This window comes from Actinosynnema sp. NPDC037264, assembly GCF_055603705.1.
Window position 1 is genome coordinate 15,515 of record NZ_JBVJVK010000077.1, and the last position, 20,591, is coordinate 36,105.

The 20,591-nt window shown below is 73.5% G+C and carries 16 protein-coding genes; 9 read left to right on the forward strand and 7 right to left on the reverse strand.

Going from position 1 to position 20,591, the window contains the following annotated elements:
• Positions 1 to 14: 14 nt before the first annotated feature.
• A complete protein-coding gene (locus tag ACZ7GX_RS41100; RefSeq protein WP_498785434.1) occupies positions 15 to 404 on the reverse strand; it encodes a hypothetical protein in 390 nt (129 codons plus the stop codon).
• 158 nt (positions 405 to 562) lie between these two features.
• Here ACZ7GX_RS41100 and manB point away from each other — a divergent pair, with 158 nt between their 5' ends.
• Positions 563 to 1,639 carry a mannose-1-phosphate guanylyltransferase gene (gene manB, locus ACZ7GX_RS41105; RefSeq protein ID WP_498785436.1) on the forward strand — a complete coding sequence of 359 codons (1,077 nt, stop codon included), beginning with the start codon at positions 563 to 565 and terminating at the stop codon, positions 1,637 to 1,639.
• A gap of 20 nt (positions 1,640 to 1,659) precedes the next feature.
• On the forward strand, positions 1,660 to 2,550 hold the full coding sequence (locus ACZ7GX_RS41110) for a DNA-3-methyladenine glycosylase family protein (protein ID WP_498785438.1): 891 nt from the start codon (positions 1,660 to 1,662) through the stop codon (positions 2,548 to 2,550).
• Here ACZ7GX_RS41110 and ACZ7GX_RS41115 read toward each other — a convergent pair.
• Genes ACZ7GX_RS41115 through ACZ7GX_RS41125 form a run of 3 tightly spaced genes read right to left on the reverse strand, consistent with a single transcriptional unit; the run spans position 2,535 to position 7,060 of the window.
• A complete protein-coding gene (locus ACZ7GX_RS41115) occupies positions 2,535 to 5,732 on the reverse strand; it encodes an NACHT domain-containing protein (protein WP_498785440.1) in 3,198 nt (1,065 codons plus the stop codon). The genes ACZ7GX_RS41110 and ACZ7GX_RS41115 overlap by 16 nt on opposite strands.
• A 40-nt stretch (positions 5,733 to 5,772) precedes the next feature.
• Entirely contained in the window at positions 5,773 to 6,624 is an 852-nt protein-coding gene (locus ACZ7GX_RS41120) for a glycosyltransferase family 2 protein (protein ID WP_498785442.1), read from the reverse strand.
• Positions 6,625 to 6,634: 10 nt separating this feature from the next.
• Positions 6,635 to 7,060: a DUF4396 domain-containing protein gene (locus ACZ7GX_RS41125; RefSeq protein ID WP_498785466.1), complete on the reverse strand. Its 426-nt coding sequence runs from the start codon at positions 7,058 to 7,060 to the stop codon at positions 6,635 to 6,637.
• A 92-nt stretch (positions 7,061 to 7,152) separates the two neighbouring features.
• Here ACZ7GX_RS41125 and ACZ7GX_RS41130 point away from each other — a divergent pair, with 92 nt between their 5' ends.
• On the forward strand, positions 7,153 to 8,538 hold the full coding sequence (locus ACZ7GX_RS41130; protein WP_498785444.1) for a hypothetical protein: 1,386 nt from the start codon (positions 7,153 to 7,155) through the stop codon (positions 8,536 to 8,538).
• 1 nt (position 8,539) lies between these two features.
• Here ACZ7GX_RS41130 and ACZ7GX_RS41135 read toward each other — a convergent pair whose 3' ends face one another.
• Positions 8,540 to 9,667 (reverse strand): glycosyltransferase family 4 protein, encoded by a 1,128-nt coding sequence (locus tag ACZ7GX_RS41135; protein ID WP_498785468.1) that lies wholly within the window; start codon positions 9,665 to 9,667, stop codon positions 8,540 to 8,542.
• 76 nt (positions 9,668 to 9,743) lie between these two features.
• Positions 9,744 to 10,781, reverse strand: coding sequence for a glycosyltransferase family 4 protein (locus tag ACZ7GX_RS41140; protein ID WP_498785446.1), 1,038 nt, complete (start codon positions 10,779 to 10,781; stop codon positions 9,744 to 9,746).
• A 26-nt stretch (positions 10,782 to 10,807) separates the two neighbouring features.
• Between ACZ7GX_RS41140 and ACZ7GX_RS41145 the strand changes: the two genes are divergently transcribed.
• The 5 genes from ACZ7GX_RS41145 to ACZ7GX_RS41165 are packed head-to-tail and all read left to right on the forward strand — an operon-like array spanning position 10,808 to position 19,623.
• Positions 10,808 to 11,722 (forward strand): glycosyltransferase family 2 protein, encoded by a 915-nt coding sequence (locus ACZ7GX_RS41145; protein ID WP_498785470.1) that lies wholly within the window; start codon positions 10,808 to 10,810, stop codon positions 11,720 to 11,722.
• A gap of 12 nt (positions 11,723 to 11,734) precedes the next feature.
• Complete coding sequence (locus tag ACZ7GX_RS41150; RefSeq protein WP_498785448.1) at positions 11,735 to 15,556, forward strand: nSTAND1 domain-containing NTPase; 3,822 nt, start codon at positions 11,735 to 11,737, stop codon at positions 15,554 to 15,556.
• Between the two features lie 11 nt (positions 15,557 to 15,567).
• The gene (locus tag ACZ7GX_RS41155; protein ID WP_498785451.1) at positions 15,568 to 16,005 is read left to right on the forward strand and encodes a CU044_2847 family protein; all 438 of its coding nucleotides are present in this window, start codon (positions 15,568 to 15,570) and stop codon (positions 16,003 to 16,005) included.
• 47 nt (positions 16,006 to 16,052) lie between these two features.
• The gene (locus tag ACZ7GX_RS41160; RefSeq protein WP_498785453.1) at positions 16,053 to 18,545 is read left to right on the forward strand and encodes a glycosyltransferase; all 2,493 of its coding nucleotides are present in this window, start codon (positions 16,053 to 16,055) and stop codon (positions 18,543 to 18,545) included.
• Positions 18,538 to 19,623 (forward strand): glycosyltransferase family 4 protein, encoded by a 1,086-nt coding sequence (locus ACZ7GX_RS41165; protein ID WP_498785455.1) that lies wholly within the window; start codon positions 18,538 to 18,540, stop codon positions 19,621 to 19,623. The genes ACZ7GX_RS41160 and ACZ7GX_RS41165 overlap by 8 nt, the downstream gene beginning before the upstream one ends.
• Here ACZ7GX_RS41165 and ACZ7GX_RS41170 read toward each other — a convergent pair.
• Positions 19,562 to 19,912: a hypothetical protein gene (locus ACZ7GX_RS41170; protein WP_498785457.1), complete on the reverse strand. Its 351-nt coding sequence runs from the start codon at positions 19,910 to 19,912 to the stop codon at positions 19,562 to 19,564. The genes ACZ7GX_RS41165 and ACZ7GX_RS41170 overlap by 62 nt on opposite strands.
• Before the next feature lie 112 nt (positions 19,913 to 20,024).
• Between ACZ7GX_RS41170 and ACZ7GX_RS41175 the strand changes: the two genes are divergently transcribed.
• Positions 20,025 to 20,516 carry a Scr1 family TA system antitoxin-like transcriptional regulator gene (locus ACZ7GX_RS41175; RefSeq protein WP_498785459.1) on the forward strand — a complete coding sequence of 164 codons (492 nt, stop codon included), beginning with the start codon at positions 20,025 to 20,027 and terminating at the stop codon, positions 20,514 to 20,516.
• Positions 20,517 to 20,591 lie beyond the last annotated feature (75 nt).

The window sequence follows — 20,591 nt, forward strand, 5'->3', positions numbered from 1 at the left end:
TCGACACGCGGGGGTCAGGTGTCGCCGTTGAGGCGTTGGGAGAGGCCGGGCGGGTGTTGGGGTTGGCCGCCGGAGAGGCGTTGGGACAGCGACGGGCGGGCGGTCGGGACCTGTTGGACGGTCGGGACCGGGCCCGGGGCGACGCGCAGCTCCGGTTCGGGTTCGGGCGCCGCTGGGGGCGGCGGCGGGGGCGGGGCGGGCTGACCTGCGGCGACGTGCGCCGCCAGGACCATGGTCGAGTCCGGGTCGTCGCCACGCGGGTCGACCGCGTTGACCACGGCTCGCGGTATCTGCTGGGTCGCCGACGAGTCCATGGGAGACGTCATGTTGTCCGGCGTCACGACGTGGCGGCCACGTGCACGAGCACGGGCCAGCGCCGCGTCGGCCCGAGCGCGGGGGTCCATCCGGATCTCTCCTGCGTGTGCCTTGGGCCGGCTGGGGTAACGCCGGCGGTGCCGATCGGTGACGCTCGTCGACACGGACCACCGCCCGTGCCTCCGGAGTGCTCGTGCCAGAGTATTCGCAAACTACAGGTGGAAGTAAGCGGAGGAGGAAAAACGGCATGTCGGAGCTGCAAGGCGCCGAGGCAGTGGTTCTGGTCGGGGGCAAGGGAACCCGGCTGCGACCACTGACCCTGTCCGCGCCCAAGCCCATGCTGCCGACCGCCGGGGTGCCGTTCCTCACCCACTTGCTGTCGCGGATCCGGGAAGCCGGCATGACGCACGTCGTGCTGGGCACGTCCTACAAGGCCGAGGTCTTCCAGGAGCACTTCGGCGACGGCGCGGCGCTCGGCCTGGAGCTGGAGTACGTGGTCGAGGACGTGCCGCTGGACACGGCGGGCGCGATCCGCAACGTCGCGCACAAGCTGCGCGAACGCGACGTGGTGGTGTTCAACGGCGACATCCTGTCGGGCGTCGACCTGCGCGCCGTCGTCGACACGCACCGCAAGGCCGAGGCCGACGCCACGCTGCACCTGGTCCGGGTGGACGACCCGCGCCGGTTCGGCTGCGTCCCGACGGACGACGACGGCCGCGTCACGGCGTTCCTGGAGAAGACGGAGGACCCGCCGACGAACCAGATCAACGCGGGCTGCTACGTGTTCCGGCGCGAGGTGATCGAGGGCATCCCCGCGGGTCGGCCGGTGTCGGTGGAGCGGGAGACGTTCCCGGGGCTCCTGGCGGCGGGCGCGCGCGTGCAGGGGTACGTCGACGCGTCGTACTGGCTGGACCTCGGCACGCCCGCCGCGTTCGTGCAGGGTTCGGCGGACCTGGTGCGCGGGGTCGCGCCCACCGCCGCGCTGTCGCTGCGGGGTGAGGCGGTCATCCTCGACGGCGCGGTGGTCGACGCGAGCGCGGTGGTCACGGGCGGCGCGACGATCGGCGCGAACTGCACGGTCGCGGCGGGCGCGGTGGTGGACGGCTCGGTGCTGTTCGACGGCGCGGTGGTCGGCGAGGGCGCGCGCGTGGAGCGCAGCGTCCTGGGGGCGAACTCGCTGGTGCAGGCCGGTGCGGTCGTGTCGGACGCGGTGATCGGTGACGACGCGGTCGTCGGCGCGCGGTGCGAGCTGATCAACGGCGCCCGCGTGTGGCCGGGTGTCGTGCTGCCGGAGGGCGGGGTGCGGTTCTCCGCCGATGTGTAGCCGAGGTGTAATGGCCCGTGATGCCGAGTAGGACGTGGACGCCGACGTTCCCGCTGGACGTCGGCGCGCTGCTGATGCCGTTGCGGCGGGGCGCGGGCGACCCCACGTTCCGCGCCGGCGCCGACGGCGTGTGGCTGGCCGCGAACACCCCGACCGGCCCGGGCACCCTGCGCGTGCGGGTCACCGACGTGGTGGAGGCCCACGCGTGGGGCGAGGGCGCGGACTGGCTGCTGGACGGCCTGCCCGCGCTGCTGGGAGCCGGTGACGACGACTCGGCGTTCGAGTGCCACCACCCGTTGGTCGCGGAGACGCGGCGACGACGTCCGGGCATCCGGCTCGGCACCACGGGCCGCGTGTGGGACGCGCTGCTGCCCTCGATCCTGGAGCAGAAGGTGACCGGCGTCGAGGCGTTCCGCTCCTACCGCGAGCTGGCGCGGCGGTTCGGCACGCCCGCGCCCGGCACGACGGGCCTCCAGGTGCCGCCGACGCCGCGGGCGATCTTGGGCATCACGGACTGGGAGTGGCACCGGGCGGGGGTCGACGGCGGGCGTCGCCGTGCCCTGATCGCGGCGGCCCAGGTGGCGCACCGGCTGGAGCGCGCGTCCGAACTGGGCGGCGAGGAAGGCCGCAACCTGCTCCGGAAGGTGCCCGGGATCGGGGTCTGGACGGCGGCCGAGGTCGCGCAGCGGGCCTGGGGCGACCCGGACGCGGTCAGCTTCGGCGACTACCACCTGGCCGGGATCGTCGGCTGGGCGCTGGTCGGCGAGGCCGTGGACGACGACGGCATGGCCGAACTCCTCGCCCCGTACGCGCCTCAACGCCACCGCGCCGTCCGCTACGTCCTGGCCTCCGGCGTCACCAAACCACGCCGGGGTCCCCGCTTCTCCCCCCGCGACTACCGCGCCATGTGACCGTCCGGACCGATCGACTCCAACGCCCGCTGCAACCGAACGGCCAGCTGCCGGTCGGACCGCCCCATCAACTCGACGTCGGCCTCCCCGAGCAGTTCCGGGACGTCGCGGAACACGTTCAGCAACCGGACGTCCAGGCCCAGGTCCGTGAAGCAGATCAGCACTTCGGCGACGAGTGGCAGGTCGTCGAGCACCTCGGAGACGGAGAACACGTACGCGATCAGGTCGACCGCGGCGCGGCGGGCCACCCCGGTCATCCGTATCAGGCGCAACGCGCAGGCGATCAACGACGCCGGTTCCGCCTCGGCCCTCGACCCGTACTGGGCCACCAGGTCGAGCAACTCGACCGTGGCCGCCTCGTCCCCGGCCAGGGAGGTGAAGAGCAACGTCCAGTAGCCCCGTTCGAGCCGGAACTCCCGGTCCCGCAGCGAGGACAAGGTGGTCGTGTAGGCGGCGACCCGCTCGGCTTCGTCGTCGGAGGTCAGCACGGTGAGCAGCAGGCGCGCGAACGAGTGGAACTCGCCCCGGTGCGGCACCAGCGAGTTCAGCGCGCGCTCCATCCAGGCGATGAGAGGTTCGAGGTTGTGCAGCGCATGTCCACCGGACCAGGTTGGGCGGAAGTCCTCCCACCGCTCCAACTCGTCGAGCAACGGCGGCAGGTGGGCGCCACGTGTGGCGGGGTCGAGACCGACCAACCACGCCATGTCGACCGGTGAGGACCACCCGCTCTCCCGCAGGACCACCGCGACGGTCGACTCGCCGTCCACGCGCAGGCGCTCGACGTCCAGCACCTCGATCAGCCTGGCCCACTCCTCCCCGTCGAGCTGTGACTGCCACAGCAGCGCCAGCGCCTGCCACTCGTCCCGGTCCAAGTCCGCCAACCGCCCGCCGACGACCACGGCGAGCACGACGAGGTTCGCCGTGTACGCCGCGATGCGGCCGGCGATCGGCAGGACGCGCGGCACGTACTCGGGGTGGTCGACGCCCGGTGGCCGGTGCTGGGCCGTGCCGACCAGGTCGGTGAACAGCCGGTGCAGCGCCGCGCGGTCGGCTTCGGGGATGCCGTCGAACAGCTCCCGCAAGAACGAGACCACGGGCGCGCGGGTGGTGAGCGGCGCGAAGGACAGCACCGGCTCGAGCCAACCCGTGCCGGGTTCCTGACGCCCGTAACGCGACTTGGCCGCGCGCTCCCGGGCGAGCAGGTCGAGTGACACCCGGTGGACCAGGCGGGCCACCAGGTACTCGCCGAACGTCGCGTGCAGGAACTCGTAGGTCCGCAGGACCTGGCCGTCGTGCGCGGCGCGGGCGGCGTGGACGAAGAAGAACCGGCCGACCGCCAGCTGGGCCGAGCTGAGCCGGAGCCTGTCCCGCACGCCTCGCGCCCCGACGTGCAGCAGGGCGTTCAGGTCGTCGTCCAACTCGTTCTCGTCGACCCACTGCACGCCGCGGTTGAACATCGCGAAGGCGACCACCGACAGCCTGACCAGCTCCTCCTCCACGGCCTGGTCGACCTGGTCGTCCAACGCGCCGTGCAGGCTCTTGACGACCTCGCGCCGGGCGAACCTGGTCAGCAGCCGCTCGTACAGGCGGGCCTTGGCCAGTTCCGCCCCTTCGGTGTCGAGGGCGTTCCCGTCGGCGTTGTAGAGCGCCAGCATGAACAGCAGCAACGGCTGGCCGGCGAGGTCCGGGAACCGCAGTGCGACCTCGGGCGACAGCACGGCGCCGGGGTTGACCTCGTTCCACACCCCCAGCCAGCGGCGGACCTGGTCGTCGCCGAACGGCTCCAGCTTCAGCACCATGGTCGAGCCCGCGAACCGCGCGCGGTTGGCGACCGCGATGCGGCTGGTCACCACGACGATCACCGCTCGTCCCTGGTCGGACTCGCGGCGCTGGAAGTCGCGGACCCGCGCCAGGTAGTCCGACCTGCTCGTGCCGGTGGCCTGGAGCAGCTCGTCGAAGCCGTCCAGGAGCACCACCGGAACGGCGGGCGCCACCGCGCGGGCCAGGTCGGGCCAGGTCAGCCGCTCGCCCGTGGCCCGCGTGATGGCGTCCTCGACCTGGTCCTGCAACGTCGCGTCGGCCGGCACGTCCCGCAGCACGACCCGGATCGGCAGGAAGTCCTCGGCCGGCAGCTGCGCGGCGAGCACCTTGGTCAGCAGCGACTTGCCCGCGCCCGGCTGCCCCAGCACGACCAGCGGCGCGGCGGTCGCCCGCGACGAGGTGAAGTAGCCGACCAGGTAGTCGTCCAGGTCGGTGCGGACCGGCTCGTCGGACCACCAGGCGTCCGCGCTGACGTCGTCGGCCGTGCCGGCTTCCGCGACCTTGAAGCGCGGCGACACGTACGCCTGGGCCAACGTCGGCAGGACCAGCCCGGACGGGACCTCGCCGTCGACGATCGGCCGGTCCAGCTCGGCGCGGCAGCTCCGGGCCAGGCCGGTGCGGCGGTCGTCCGGCGGCACCGCGCCCGCGAGCTGCGCCAACAGCCCCCGCATGTCCTCCAGGGCGTTTCGGACCTCGGCCCGGGTCGCCGCGTGCTCGATCCCGGAGGCCCACACCGCGAACTCGGGGCAGTCGACCGCCAGCTGCCGGTAGTGCGCCCGGTAGAGGGCCACGGCCCGGCTCGGCGCCTCCTGCACCTCCACGACGAACTCGTCGCGCCTGACCATGGGGACGTCACCCCAGGCCTCGAAGCCCGCGATGAAGTCGAGGAGCCTCCCGACCGTGACCATGTAGAAGGCCGACAGCTCGTTGGCGACGACCTCGGGAGGCTGTTCCGCGCTCGGCAGGGGGATCGTCGTGTCCAGCAGCCCTTCGACGACGCGGGCGTGCGGCGAAAGAGGCCGGCCGACGCCGGCGAGGACCAGCTGCTCGTCCTTCGACAACGTGATCTCGAACGGCAGCTTCAACTCGTCCACGGCCTCGAAGAACGAGGTGACCACGAGGATGCCGTGGGCGGCTTCCAGCAACCGCGTCCGGTCGACCCGGTGCAGGCCCGACACCCGCTCGCGCACGGACGACAGCACCTGCTTGCCGACCCGCACGACCTCCGTGCGGGCGTCCAGCAGGTCGATCCCGCCCGTGGCCAGCACGGCCGCCGCCGAGGCGTGGTCCAGCAGCTTCACCAGACCGGTGTCGCCGCCGAGCAGCTTCACCGCGTCGCGGTAGGAGAAGGAGCGGCGCATCGGGACATCATCCACGGGAACGCCCCGTGGCAAGGGGCGATCAGCGGGTCATCAGGCGAAGCCGCAACGACAGACCTGCGCGCACGGCCAGCATCAGCGGCGCCCACTGCGGGCCGCGGTGGCGGTCGGCCAGGTAGCGGTACGCGCTGGAGTGGTGGGCGGCGAGCATGCGCTTGGACGCGCGCTTGGTCGAGTGGCCGCCGATGTGCACGACCTCCGCCTCCGGCACGTACACGTTCAGCCAGCCCGCGCGGCCGAGGCGGTCGCCGAGGTCCACGTCCTCGAAGTACATGAAGTACCGGGGGTCGAACCCGTCGACCGAGTCGAACGCCTCCCGCCGCAGCAGCAGGCACGAGCCGGACAGCCAGCCGGCCGTGCGCTCCTCCGGCGTCGCCGCCGCCTGCCGGTACTCCCGCGACCACGGGTTGGCCGGCCACACGACCGCGAACAACGCGTGCCCCAACCCACGCCCCAACGACGGCAGCAGGCGTGCCGACGGGTACACCGCGCCGGACGGCTCCCGGATCAGCGGGCCGAACGCGCCGCCGCGGGGCCACCGCTTGGCGGCTTCCAGCAGCTTGTCGAGGCTGCCGACGCCCCAGGACAGGTCCGGGTTGGCGATCACGACCCACCCGACCGACGGCGGCAGGGACGCGACGCCCCGGTTCGCACCGGCGCCGTAGCCGAGGTTGCCCCCGGTCGGCACGAAGCTCACGTGCGGGTGCTCGGCGGCGGCGCGTTCGGGCACGCCGTCGGTGGACCCGTTGTCCGCCAGCACCACCGACACCGGTCGCGTGGTCGCCGCGGACAACGTGGACAGGAAGGTGTCCAGGGTCTCACCGGGCGAGTAGGTGACGGTCACCACCGCCAGCTCATCTCCGTAACGCGTCACGCCGGCCACCCTAGTGGTGGTGCGCGTGGTGCACGACGGCGTGCCCCTTGCCGCGCGAGATGAGCCACCGGTTCACCGGCACGGTCAGCACGAACGCCACCGCCAACGAGAACGCCAGCGCGCCCCAGAACAGCAGGCTGGCCACGCCGGCCTCCATCGCGCCGGGCACCACCAGCATGATCGCGTTGTCGACGACCTCCATCACCGCGATGGACACGGTGTCCGCGGCCAGCGCCACCTTCAGCGCCGCGCCGAAGCCCAGACCGGTCTTCAGCACGCCGCGCAGGGTCAGCGCGTAGCCGAAGAAGAACGCCAGCGCCACGGCCAGCACGACGGTGCCCCAGTTGGGCAGGCCGATCGCCGTGCCGATGACCATGCCGAGCACTTCGCCGATCGCACAGCCGGTGAGGCAGTGCAGTGTCGCCGATACCGCCATTGACCAGGATGCCTTCATGCGGGGAACTATACCCCCTAGGGGTATGAGAATTCCAGTGACGGCGGACTCGACCCTCCTCTGACGTCGGCCGCGTGCGCGACGAAGCGGCGTGGACGCCGACCGAGGTCACCCGTCCGTTCCTCGCCAGGGGGCTCGCGGAGAACACCGGCCTGGGCTTCGACGTCGTCCGACCGCTGCTGGCCGGCGCCGACCGGCAGGTGCTGATGGCGCCGGCCGTACGCCGGGACCTGCCGCCTGACGCGGCGGGGACGCCGGCCGGCCACCCGGACGCCCAGGTCAGGGCCGAACTGGCGGGCAGCCTCGCCGCCCGGCACGCGTGGGCCCGCTTGGCCGAGGACGAGGACGTGCGCGTCCGTCGCGCGCTGGCGTCGAACGGCCTCCGGCACCGCAGGCAGGGCGACCCGTCCCTGCCGGAACCGGCCGCGCGGGAGCTGGTGCGCGACCCCGACGTCGAGGTGCGGCGCGAGACGGCCTCCTGGGGGCCGATCGAGGCCGTGCTCCACCTGGTCGACGACCCGTCGCCCAGGGTCCGCGGCGCGCTCGCCGGGCGTCGACTGCCGGGAGCCACCGCACGCGCCCTGCTCACCGACGTCGACCCGGAAGTCCGCGCGCGAGCCGTGCTCCCCGAGACGGTGCCGCCCGACCTGGTGAACGTCGTGCCGGTCGACCCACTCCTGCGCTCGACCGCCGCCAAGGAACTGCCGCTCACCGCGGAGTCGGCCGCCGAACTGGCGGCGGACCCCGACCCGTGGGTCCGGGAAGCGGTCGTGGGCAACCCCCACCTGCCGCCGGCGTTGTTGTCGCGGCTGGCCGACGACCCGCACGAGGACGTCCGGGCCGCGGTGATGCTCCACCCGGACCTGCCCACCGACGTGCGCACGAGGGTCGAGGCGTCGGTCGAACCGCAGGACTACCACCTCGCCCGCCGACTGATGCCCGACCAGGCACCGCTCGCCGTGCGCCTGGAACACGTGGACTCGCCGTTCGTCTTCTTCCGCCGGGCGGTGGCGCTGTCGTCGGACCTGCCGATCGACGCGGTGCGCCGGCTCGCCGCGGACCCCGACCACAGCGTGCGGCTGCTGCTGGCGGAGAACCACCCGGACGTTCCCGGCGACGTGGTGGACGAGCTGATCCCCTGCGGGCACGCCACGTGGCAGCTGATCAAGCACCCGAACCTGACCGCGGAGGCGCTGACCGCGTTCGCCGAGGGCGACGACGACTACGCCAGGGCACCTGCCGCGAGCAGTCCCCGCCTGCCCCTGCCGGTGCTCGTGCGCCTGCTCGACCACCCCCACCACAGCACCCGGATCACGGCTGCGCTCAACCCCGCGTTGCCCGAGCCCGAGCTGCGACGCCTGCTGTCCGGCAACGACGTCGGCCTGGTCACCGCGGCCGCGCGCAACCCGTCGATCCCGCCGGCCCTGGCCCGTCGGCTGGTCGAAGCGGTCCTGGCGTGAGTCAGCGCTGCCGGTGCGAGCGCGCCGCGCGCTCGTAGGCCAACCGGTGCCGGGCCGCGGACGTGGACCAGGAGAAGTCCTTCGCCCGCACGACCGCCGCCGCCGACAGCTCGGCGCGCCGGGCCGGGTCGTCGAGCAGCTCGCCGAGGGCCGCCGCGATGTCACCCGCGCCGACCCCGCAGTACGCCACCGCGTCGCCGCCCACCTCGGGCAGGCTCAGCCGGCGGGTCGTCAGCACGGCCGCGCCGCAGGCCATCGCCTCCAGCACGGGCAGCCCGAACCCCTCGCCCAGCGACGGGTAGGCCACCAGCTCCGCGCCGCCGAGGAAACCGGCCAGCGACGAGAACGGCAGGTAACCGGCCCGGATCACGCGGACCCGGTGCGGCACGGCGTCCAGCGCCCGTTCGACCTGGCTGTCCCAGCCGGGCTGGCCGGCGAGCACGAGCGCGGGCGGGTTCGGCCGGTCGCGGCACGCCTGCGCGAAACCGCGGATCAGGGCGGGCACGTTCTTCCGCGGCTCCAACGCGCCCAGGAACGCCACGTAGGGCGCGTCGCCCAGCGACAGCATCCGGCGGACCGAGGCCACCTGCTCGGGCGTCGGCGGGTGGAACCGCTCGTTCTCCACGCCGTGCTGCGCGATGTGCAGCAACCGCCGGTCGGCGCCCGCCACCCGGGCCAGCTCGTCGGCCGTCGCCCGCGACGGCACGACGCACAGCGCGGCCCGCCGCAGCGACGCCCTGGTCCAGGCCCGGAAGAAGCGGGCCTTGACCGACGAGTGCAGCACCGCGTCGGTGAAGAAGGTCGCGTCGTGCAGCGTCACCACGGACGCCGCCCGGTTCGCCAGCGGCACGGTGTAGTGCGGCGAGTGCACGACCGCCACGCCGAGCCGGTTCGCGAGGCGCGGCAGGGTCGTCTGCTCCCACGTCAGCCGCGCGGTCCGGGTCGCCACCGCGTCCGCCGCCGGGATGACCCGCGAGTCGGGCGCCAGGGACGTGTAGAGCGCCGCGTCGCGGGGTTGGCACACCACGCTGAGCCGTGCGCCGTCCGCGTCCAGCGCGGCCACCAGGGAGTCCACGTACCGTCCGACGCCACCTCGGTCGGCTGGGACGGCGGTGGCGTCGATCAGCACGCTGGGTTCGACGGGTGACACGCGGTGAAGGGTACGGCGGGCGACCGACGGGTTGACCGGGAATGGTGCAAACGATTCAACGACGAAACAAGCCGACGTGGATCGCCCACACCGCACGCGCGGCGTTTTCCCAGGTGAACGCCTCGGCCCGCCGCCGACCCGCGGAGATCAGCCGTTCGGCCGCACCCGGATCCGAGAGCACCGAACGAAGTCCTGTGACGAGCGCCGCATTATCGCCGCGTGGCACGACCACCCCGGCGCCGCCCGCCACCTCGACCAGCGCGGGCGCGTCGGAGTGGACCACCGGCACCCCGGCCGCCATCGCCTCCACCACCGGCAGCCCGAACCCCTCGGCCAGGCTCGGCGCGGCCAGCACCGCCGCCCGCCGCAGCACGAACGCCAACCGCGCGTCGGTCAAGCGTCCCAGCAGGTGGACGTGCGGTGCGCGCAGGTCCACCCCGCCCCACCCCTGCGGCCCCACCACGACCAGTGGCACGCCCAGCTCCGCGGTCGCGGCCACCAGCAGGTCGAAACCCTTGCGCGGCTCGATCGTGCCGATCGCCAGCACGTACCGGGGCGGCACGTCCACCGGCTCCTCCGCCGGGAACTCCGTCACCCCGTTGCCCACCACGTGGACGGGCGCCGGTCCGGGCGCGTACCGCTCCAACTCCCGCGCGACGACCGACGTCGGCACCACGATCGCGCCCGCACGGGCCACCGCACGGCTGATCACGCGCTGGTGCCACGCCACCCCGCGCGGCGTCAGGGTCGACGGGTGCGTCCACGGCACGGTGTCGTGCACGGTCACCACCACCCGCCCGCGCGGCGGCGCGAACGGCGTGAACGCGTGCACCGAGTCGCCGCCCGGCCAGTACGGCACCCCCCGCTCCCACGCCGCGATCAGCGCACGTCGGGGCAACGGCAGCACGCGCGGACCCAGCACACCGGGGATCACGGCGGCCGAGGGGTCCGCGTGCCTGCTCACCACCCCCGTCACGGTCCACCCGGCGGGCGCGGTGGCGGCCAGCGCGGCGGCCAGCTCGCGCGTGTACCGGCCGGTGCCGCCGGGCACCGGCGCCAGCAACTGCTCGGTCAGCACAACGAGGTCGGGCACGTCGCGTACCGTCTCACGCCGTGCCGATCCCCAGCACGACGGTGGTCGTGGTGACGTGGCGTGGCCGCGAGCACATCACGGCGTGCCTCGACGCGCTCGCCCGCCAACGTCCACACCGGACACTCGTGGTCGACAACGCCTCCGACGACGGCACCGCCGACCTCGTCGCCGCGCACCCGAGCCGCCCGCAGACCCTGCGACTGCCGGTGAACCGCGGTTACGCGGGCGGCATCGCGGCGGCGCTGCCGGGGATCACCACCGAGTACGTGGCCTGGCTCAACGACGACGCGGAGCCCGAAGACGGCTGGCTCGCCGCCCTCGAAGACGCCCTGGACGCCACGCCCGACGCCGCCGCCGCGACCCCGTCCATGCTGCTGGCCGACGGCTCGACCCAGTCGGTCGGCGTCCGGCTCACCGCCGACGGGCACGGCGTCGACCTGGTCCTGGCCGGTCGCGACGTGTTCGGCTTCTGCGGCGGCGCGGCGCTGCTGCGGCGGGACGCGCTGGAGCGCGCGGGCGGCGTCCCGGCCGCGTTCTTCTGCTACTACGAGGACACCGACACGGCCTGGCGGCTCCGGCTGGCCGGGCACCGGGTGCTGTCCGTCGGCCCGGCCCGGGTCCGCCACCGGCACGGTGCCAGCACCGACCCCGGCTCCCGCCCGTTCCACCGCTGGAACGAGCGCAACCGGCTGCTGATGCTCCTGCGCTGCGCGCCCGCGGGCACGGCCCTGCGCGAACTGGCCAGGTTCGCGGCCATCACCGCCCTGCTGCCGACCCGCCGCGACCGGCCCGACGCGGCCAACTTCCACGTGCCGCTTCGCCTGCGCGTGCTGCTGGAAGTGCTGGCGAGAGTGCCGATCACGCTGATCCAGCGGTGGCGGATCGGCCGACGTGCGAGAGTGGACCGTCGCGTGGTGTGGCGGGAGTGGGCGGGCCGTTGAGGGAGCACCGGGGTGGTCGAGCGGGCACTGGTCAGGGTGTTCCGCGACCACGAGCCGGTCGGGGTCGGCTTCCTCGTCTCCGCCGACCTGGTCCTGACCTGCGCGCACGTCGTCGGTGACGCCCCGGCGGTCGAGCTGGACTTCCCGCTGCTCGGCGTGAGGGCGCGGGCCGAGGTGGTCCACCGCCCCGAGGACGTCGACCTGGTCGGCCTCCGCCTCGACCACACCCCGGCGGGCGCGCGGGCCGTGCGCGTGGTCGCCGAGAGCGATCTCCGCGACCACCGGGTGCGGACGTTCGGCGTGCCCGACCGCCGCCCGGACGGCGTGTGGTCGCAGGGCGTGGTGCGCGGCGCGATCGCCGGCGGGCGGATCCACGTCGAGGACGACCGCGCGCACGGCCTGCCGATGCTGCGCGGCTTCAGCGGCAGCCCGGTCATCGACGACGACCTGGGCGCGGTGGTCGGCATGGTCGTGGACGTGGAGGCCCGCCGCGAGCACCGCATCGGGTACGCCCTGTCGGGCGCGGTGCTGCACGACGCGTGGCCGGAGCTGTCCGCGATCGCCAACCAGCCGAGCCCGTTCCGCGGCCTGGAGCCGTTCCAGCCCGAGGACGCCGAGCACTTCTTCGGCCGCGCCGACCGCGCGCGCGAGCTGGCCGAGCAGCTGGACCGCGACGGCGTCCTGGTGGTCACCGGACCGTCCGGCTGCGGCAAGTCGTCCCTGGTCCTGGCCGGTCTGGCGGCGAAGCTGCCGCACGCGGTCGTGATCCGCCCGGCCGGTTCGCCGTGGGCCGCGGCGGCCGCCGCGCTGGGCGTCGAGGAGATCGACGCGGACCGCGCGGAGGACGTCGTCAACCGGCTCCTGGTGCGCGAGGACCTGCGCCGCCTCACGCTCGTGGTCGACCAGTTCGACGAGGCGCTGACCCGGTTCCCGGACGAGTCGGCGGACCTGCTCGACACCCTCCTCGGCATCGCGGACTCGCACCACCGCACCCCGCGCGTGGACGTCGTCGTCACGACCACGACCGAACCGCTCGACCGCCTCCTGGCCGATCCCCGGTTCGGCTCACGGCTGGCCGGCCGCACGGCCACCCTGGGCACGCCGAGCGTCGCCGAGCTGCGCGAGGTCGTCGAGGGCCCGCTCGCCGCACCCGGCCTGCCCGTGCTCCAGCAGGGCCTCGCCGACGCCCTGCTCGACGACCTCGCCGGCGAGCGCAACCCGTTGCCGCTGCTGGAGTTCACCCTGACCCTGCTGTGGGAGCGGCAGGAGCGGGGCGTGCTCACCCACCGGGCGTACCGGGACCTCGGCGGCGTCGCGGGCGCGGTGTCCACGTACGCCGAGCAGGTGTGGCGGCGGTTCGACCCGGACGAGGTGCGCCGCGTGCTCACCCAGCTGGTCAGCCCGCTGCCGGACGGCGGCTACCTGCGCCGGGCCGTGCCGCCGGACGAGCTCGGCCCGATCGCCCTGGAGCTGGCCCGCACCCGCCTGGTCACGCTCGGGCCGGACGCCGTGGAGCTGGTGCACGAGGCCCTGGTGCGGCACTGGGACCGGCTGCGCGGCTGGGTCGAGGAGGACCGGGAGTTCCGGCTCTGGCAGGACGAGGTCGACCGCCAGGCCACCCGCTGGCACGACCACCGCGAGCGGGCGTTGTTGTTGCGCGGCAACGCTTTGCGGCAGGCCTGGGCGATGGCGGCGCAACGCCGGGACGACGTGACCGGGCGGCAGCACGAGTTCGTGGCGGCGAGCGCGCGGGGCTACGCCATCGTGGTCGCGGCCCTGGCGCTGACCGCGGTCGTGGTGCTGGTCCTGACGTCCGGGGTCGCCTACACGGTGGTGCGGTTGATCAGCCAGCAGAACGCCGTCTCCGCGGCCAACGCGGCGGGCGCGCTGCTCACCAGGGCCCAGGAGAGCGACTTCGACCAGCGGGTCTTCGACGTCCTCCGGGCCCACCGCACGTCCGACACCCTGCACACCAGGCAGTCGCTGCGCTCGCTGTCCCGGTCCCTGCGCCACGCCGTGCTGCTGCTCGAACCGACCACCGTGGTCAACGCCCGCGGCAGCCGGCTCGCCCGACAGCTGCCGGACGGCCGCGTCGAGCTGTGGGACCTCGCCGCCACCACCAAGGTCACCGTCGCGGGCACGCCGGGCGCCACCCTCACGTGGACCGGTGACGACGCGCTCGTCGTCACCGCCCCCGGACGGCCGCTGGTCGTGCTGGACGCCCGCACCGGCGACGTGGTGACCGAGGTGGAGGCCGACGCGGACCTGGTGTCCGGCGATCCGACCGGCCGCTACGTCGCCTACGCCGCCGAGGGTTCGACCGAGCTGCACGTGCTCGACCTGCGAGGCGAACCGACCACGCGCACCGCGCCGGGTCCGCTCGGCACCGACCCGCACGAGGTCGGGCTCGTCAGCGTGCTCGGCTCCGGCGAGGTGGTCGTGGACCACGGCTTGAGACGGCTCGCGCTGTCCACCTCCGGCTCCCGCGAGCTGTCGACGGGCTACACCGAGAACCTGGCGCAACGCCCCGAGCCGACCCGGACCGGGTGCGACGGCGCCCGGCTGGTGATGGAGGGCACGTCCACCGGCTCGGTGCTGGCCGAGGTGCGGCCGAGCGAGCAGGACTGCGCGTCCGGCGCGTTCAGCCCGGACGGCCGCGCGTTCGCGATGGTCTACGAGAACCCGTACATCAACCCGTCCATGCTCCAGTTCGGCGCGACCGACCCGAGCGGACCGCGCTACGTCGCCCAGGTGCCCAACGACGCCCAGGTCACGCACGTCGAGGTCGAGCCGTCGGGGGCGCACCGGGTGCTCCTGGCCGTCGACAAGGCGGCGCTGGTGCTGCGGATACCGCCACCGGACGACCTGGACCGGGCGCTGGACACCGCCCACGACGCCCGGCTCACCCCCGACGGCGAGCACGTCGTGCTGACCGGGTCCGCCGTCGAGGTCTGGCACGTCGACAGCCGCACCCGGACCGGCCGGCTCGACCGCCCGGCGGAGGACGTCACGCTCGACTCGGCGACGGTGGCCGTGCCCGAGGACGGCGGCGCGATCACGCTGTGGAACCTGCCCGACCTCGCACCGCTCGGCCAGGTGCCCGGGGACGGCGAGGCGTGGCTGGGGTTCCTGGACGCGAACCGGCTGGCGGTCGTGCGCGGACAGGAGGTGGGCGTGTGGTCGGCCAGGACCGGTGAGCCGGTCGGCAAGCCGTTCACCGCGTCCGGCGCGACGCCGCTCACCGCCGTCGCGGTCGGCGACGACCAGCTCGCCGTGGTGAGCGGTGACAAGTGGGTGCGCCGGCACGCGATCGCGGACGGCGCGGAGGTGCCCGGCTCCGCGTTCCGGTTCGGCGGCTCCCCGACCGGCTCCCCCGTCGTGCCGCTCGCCGCGGCGGACGACCTGCTGGCCGTGCCGGAGGCCGACGGCGTCGAGGTGTGGGACCTGGACCGGGGAGAACGGCTGGACCGGCACGACGTGCCCGCCGACTACACCGTGTCGGCGCTGCGGTTCCGCGACGACACCGACGAGGTCGAGGTGACGCTGGACGGCCGCGACGGCGGTGGCCAGGCCGACGGCGGGGTGCAGGTGGAGCTGTGGACGCGGGACGTGCTGTGGGGCCTGCCGACGCTGCTGGGCCGCAGCGACGAGACCGTCGTGCGGCTGGACGTGCCCGCCGTGCCGGGCTACGCGAACGCGGGCGGCGAGTACGGCGGCCTGGAGTCCGGCGACCCGGACGCCTGGCGCGCCGCGGTGTGCGCGGTGGTGACGCGCAGCGAGCTGTCCGAGGACGGGGAACCACCGGCCGGGTCGTCCGACGACCCGGTCTGCTGAGAGAAGCCCAGGTGAAGGGGAACGCAGTGGCGGAGTACGTCGAGGTGCGCACGGAGGACGGCGAGCTGGTGCCGTTCGAGCTGGACGAGGAGTACGACGGCCCGGTGCGCGCGGGCCGCTGGAACCCGGTCGAGCGCGCCGAGGAGACGCTGGAGCACGGCATCGAGCGGGCCAAGAAGGTGGCCAGGTCGGTGGCCGCGAAGATCGGCAGCATGCCGTCGCCGCGACCGGACAAGGTGGCCGTGGAGATCGGCCTGAAGGTCAGCTCCAGCGCCGCGCTGGCCATCGCCAAGTCCTCCGCCGAGGCCCACGTCAAGATCACCGTCGAGTGGCACCGCGACAGCCTGCCCACCGAGGCCCCGCCCGAGGACAACGAGTCGAAGCCCGACCGGGGGCCCGACCAGGAGCCCGACGCCGGGCCCGGCACCGGGCCGGACGCCGAGGCGTAGGACACCTTGACCGAACGCTGCGGAGCGTGATGAGGCAGAGTTAGCCCGTGGAGCACGGAACCCTGCCTGACGTGTCGGTGGTCGTCGTCAACTACCGCGGCGCGGACGACACCGTCACCTGCCTGCGCGCGCTGTTCGGCGACCTCGACTACCCGGCGGAGAAACTCCAGGTCATCGTGGTCGACAACGCCTCGGGCGACGGCAGCGCGGACCGGATCCGGGCCGCCGCGCCGAACGCGGAGGTCGTCGAGGCCCCGGCCAACCTCGGCTTCGCGGGCGGCTGCAACCTGGGCGTGCGGGCCGCGCGCGGCTCGGTGGTCGCGTTCCTCAACAACGACGCCCGCCCCGACCCGCGCTGGCTGCGCGAGGCCGTGCGGGTGCTGCGCGCCGAGCCGACCGTCGGCGCGGTGGCGAGCAAGGTGCTCGACTGGGACGGCCGCGAGATCGACTTCGTGGACGGCGGCCTCACGTGGTTCGGCATGGGCTACAAGCGGCACGCGGGCCAACCCGACGATGGCACCCACGACACACCGCGCGACGTGCTCTTCGGCACCGGCTCGGCGCTCGTGGCGCGGACCGCCGTGTTCCGCGAGCTGGGCGGGTTCGACGAGCGGTTCTTCATGTTCTACGAGGACGTCGACCTCGGCTGGCGGATGAACCTGCGCGGCTGGCGCGTCCGCTACGTGCCCACGTCCCTGACCTACCACAAGCACCACGCGTCCATGTCCACTGTGGACACCAGCCGTGAGCTGTACCTGTTGGAGCGCAACGCCCTCGCCGCGCTCTACAAGAACTTCTCCGACGAGACGCTGGCCAAGGTGCTGCCCGCCGCGCTGGCCCTGGTGGTACGCCGGGCCACCGCGCGCGGCGAGCTGGACGCCACCCAGCTGGAGATCACCCGCCGTCCCGAGAACCCGGCCAACGACCGCGCCCCGGTGCCGGTGTCGCGGCAGGCGCTGGCCGGGTTCCTGGCGATCGACCAGTTCGTGGAGCTGCTGCCGTCGCTGGCCGAGTCGCGCAAGGCCGAGCAGGCCGCGCGCCGGGTCACCGACACCGACCTGGTGCCGCTGATGCGCAAGGCGATGGAGCCCGCCTACCCCCTGCCCCGCTACCTGGCCGCGCACGACGTGCTGGTCGAGGTGTTCGGGTTGGAGGAGGTGTTCGGCCGGCCGCGCCGGGTGCTGGTGGTGACCGGCGACGCGCTCTCCGACCGGATGGCGGGCCCCGCGATCCGGGCCTGGAACATGGCCGACGTGCTCTCCGCCGAGCACGACGTCCGGCTGGTCACGATCAACGCGCTGTGCGACCCGCCCGAGTCGTCGTTCCCGGTGAGCCGCGCCGTGCCGCGGGAGCTGGTCGAGCACGCCAAGTGGGCCGACATCGTCGTGCTCCAGGGGCACGTGCTGGAGAACGTCGGCTTCCTCAAGGAGCCGGGCAACACCAAGATCGTCGTCTGCGACATCTACGACCCGATGCACCTGGAGCTGCTGGAGCAGGGCAAGGACTCGACCGACGAGCAGCGCTCGCTCGACCTGGTCGGCGTCACCAGGATCATCGACAACCAGCTGCGGCGCGGCGACTTCTTCCTGTGCGCCTCCGAGCGGCAGCGGCACTTCTGGCTCGGCCACCTGACCGCGATCGGCCGCCTCACGCCCGCGCTCTACGACAACGACCCCACCGTCCGCTCGCTGCTGGCCGAGGCGCCGTTCGGGCTGCCGGGCAAGCCGCCGCAGCGCACCGGGCCGGGGCTGCGCTCGACGCTGGGCATCGACGAGTCGGACAAGGTCGTGCTGTGGGCGGGCGGCGTCTACAGCTGGTTCGACCCGCTGACCCTGCTGCACGCCATGGACCGGCTGCGGACGCGCCGGTCGGACGCGCGGCTGGTGTTCCTGGGCATGAAGCACCCCAACCCCGAGGTGCCGGACATGGACATCGCCGGGCAGACCCGCGCGCTGGCCGGGCGGCTGGACCTCACGGGCTCGCACGTGTTCTTCAACGAGACCTGGGTGCCCTACCACGACCGGCAGAACTGGCTGCTCGACGCGAACGCCGGCGTGACCACGCACTACGAGCACGTGGAGACGACGTTCGCGTTCCGCACGCGGGTGCTGGACTACCTGTGGGCCGGGCTGCCGATCGTGACCACGGACGGCGACTCGTTCGCCGACCTGGTGCGCCGCGAGGACCTGGGCGTGGTGGTGCCGTCGGAGGACCCGGACGCGTTGGCCGACGCGTTGGAGAAGGTCATGTACGACACCGCTTTCGCCGCCGGGTGCGCGGAGCGGATCGCCGCCGTGCGGGAGCGCTACACCTGGGAGAACGTGCTCGCGCCGCTGACCGAGTTCTGCCGCAACCCGCGGCCCGCCGCCGACCGGCTGACCGGCACGTCGTTCATGGTGCCGAACCGGTCGCTCGGGCGGCTGGAGAAGGTGCAGCGGGACGTCGCGCTGGTCAAGGAGTACATGACCGCCGGCGGCGCCGGCGAGGTGGCCCGTCGCGCGACCGGCCGGGTGCTGAAGAAGTTGCGCGGCCGTGGCTAGGCCGTTGCGGGTGCTGATCGACGGCACCCCGCTGCTCGGGCAGCGGACCGGGATCGGCCGCTACACCGCGGCGTTGGCCGAGGAGCTGGCGTCGATGCTGGACGAGGTCGACGTGCGCGCGGTCGCGTTCACGTTGCGCGGGTGGCGCGCGCTGCGGACCGTGCTGCCGCACGACGTGGTGGCGCGCGGGCTGCCGGTGTCGGCGCGGCTGCTGCGGCAGTTCTGGCTGCGGATGCCGTTCCCGCCGGTGGAGTTCCTGGCCGGGCCGACGGACGTCATGCACGCGACCAACTTCATCCTGCCGCCGGCGCTGCGGGCGGGTGGCGTGACGACCATCCACGACCTGGCGTTCCTGGACACGCCCGGCGACCTGCCGCCGTCGGACCGCCGGCTGCCCGAGCTGGTGCACAAGTCGGCCACGCGGGCCGACGTGGTGTGCACGCCGACCCGTGCGGTGGCCGAGGTCGTGATGGAACGGCTCGGCGTGCCCGAGTCGAAGATCGTGGTGACGCCGCTCGGTGTCGACCCGGCGTGGTTCGCGGCCCGTTCGCCGTCGCCCGCGCTGCGCGCCCGACTGGGGTTGCCGTCGGAGTACTTGCTGTTCGTGGGCGCCGGCGGGCCGCGCAAGGGCCTGGGGACGTTGCTGACCGCGCACGCCGCCCGGCCGTCGTTGCCGCCGTTGGTGCTGGCCGGGCCGCACGTGGTCAGCTCCGACGACCGGGTGATGCGGACCGGCTACCTCAACGATGTCGATTTGAGGAGTGTCGTGGCGGGTGCGGCGGCGTTGGTGCTGCCGTCGCGCGACGAGGGCTTCGGGCTGCCCGTGCTGGAAGCTCTGGCGTGCAACGTGCCCGTGGTGTGCACGGACGTGCCGGCGTTGCGCGAGGTCGCCGGCGGGCACGCGACGCACGTGCCGGTGGGTGACGTGGAGGCGTTGGCGACGGCGATGGTGGAGGCGGTCGAGGCCCCGCCCACGCCCGCCGACCAGGCGGCACGGCGGACGCACGCGGCGGAGTTCACGTGGCGGCGGACGGCCGAGAAGACGTTGACGGCTTATCGGCGTGCCGCCGAGCGGTGACGGCCGCCGTGCAGTGGCAGCCGCTGAGGCGGACCGCGCCACGTGCTACGGGAGTCCACTGCTGACCGGTGTCGAGGCAGTCGTCGCACTCGTAGCCGGTCGGTTCGAGGATCTTCAGCTCGCGCCGGACGGCGTCGAGCAGCCGGTCCGCGGCGTTCGCGGTGAGGCCGAGCACGACCTGCCCCGGCGGTGGGCCGACGGAGAGGCACACCGTCCCGGTCTCGTCGTCCACCCACGCGCGCAGCGGCGTGTCTCCCCGGACGTAGGCCACGGCCACCTGATCAGCCACAACACCCTCCTCGATCGTGTGGAATTCGGTTCTGCTAGGTTGCTCGCACCCTGATCCGGACGCAAGCCTGATTGGAATCAAATTCCAATCTTCACTCGATCGAGGGACTCTGATGACTCCCAAGCAGCGCCGCCTGGCCCGCCGCCTCCGCCAGCTCCGGGTCAACTCGGGCACGTCGCTGGAGGACGCCGCCAACCACCTCGGGTGCAAGCAGCCCAAGATCACCAAGATCGAGATCTGCCAGCTGGGCGCGAAGCCCGAAGAGGTGCGGATGCTCTGCGAGCTGTACGGCGCGGGCCGGGCCACCGTCGAGAGCATGGTCACCCTGGCCAGGACCGCCAAGACCCGTGGCTGGTACCAGGTCTACGACGAGTCGGCCAATCCCGAGAACATCGACTTCGTGGAGCTGGAGACCGACGCGGTCAGCGTGTCGAACTATCAGATCGACCTGGTGCCCGGCCTGCTCCAGACCGAGGATTACGCCCGCACGGTCATCCGCGCGGCCAACCCGGGCATGGCCGCCACCATCCTCGATCAGCGAGTCGAGCTGCGCGTCAAACGCCAGGACCGGGTGCTCGACGGCAGCCTAGTAGTGCTTTGTTAGGTTTCGGCGTGTCGGGGGGGCACCGGGGCGGGCTGGGCGGTTTCATGTCCCGGTGACCCCTGATGAGCTTGCTCA

What these genes read in the sequence shown, in the direction of transcription:
- ACZ7GX_RS41100 (WP_498785434.1), bottom strand. Translation starts at nt 404, where the DNA reads ATGGACCCCCGCGCTCGGGCCGACGCGGCGCTGGCCCGTGCTCGTGCA.
- ACZ7GX_RS41115 (WP_498785440.1), bottom strand. Translation starts at nt 5,732, where the DNA reads ATGCGCCGCTCCTTCTCCTACCGCGACGCGGTGAAGCTGCTCGGCGGC.
- ACZ7GX_RS41110 (WP_498785438.1), top strand. Translation starts at nt 1,660, where the DNA reads ATGCCGAGTAGGACGTGGACGCCGACGTTCCCGCTGGACGTCGGCGCG.
- manB (WP_498785436.1), top strand. Translation starts at nt 563, where the DNA reads ATGTCGGAGCTGCAAGGCGCCGAGGCAGTGGTTCTGGTCGGGGGCAAG.
- ACZ7GX_RS41125 (WP_498785466.1), bottom strand. Translation starts at nt 7,060, where the DNA reads ATGGCGGTATCGGCGACACTGCACTGCCTCACCGGCTGTGCGATCGGC.
- ACZ7GX_RS41175 (WP_498785459.1), top strand. Translation starts at nt 20,025, where the DNA reads ATGACTCCCAAGCAGCGCCGCCTGGCCCGCCGCCTCCGCCAGCTCCGG.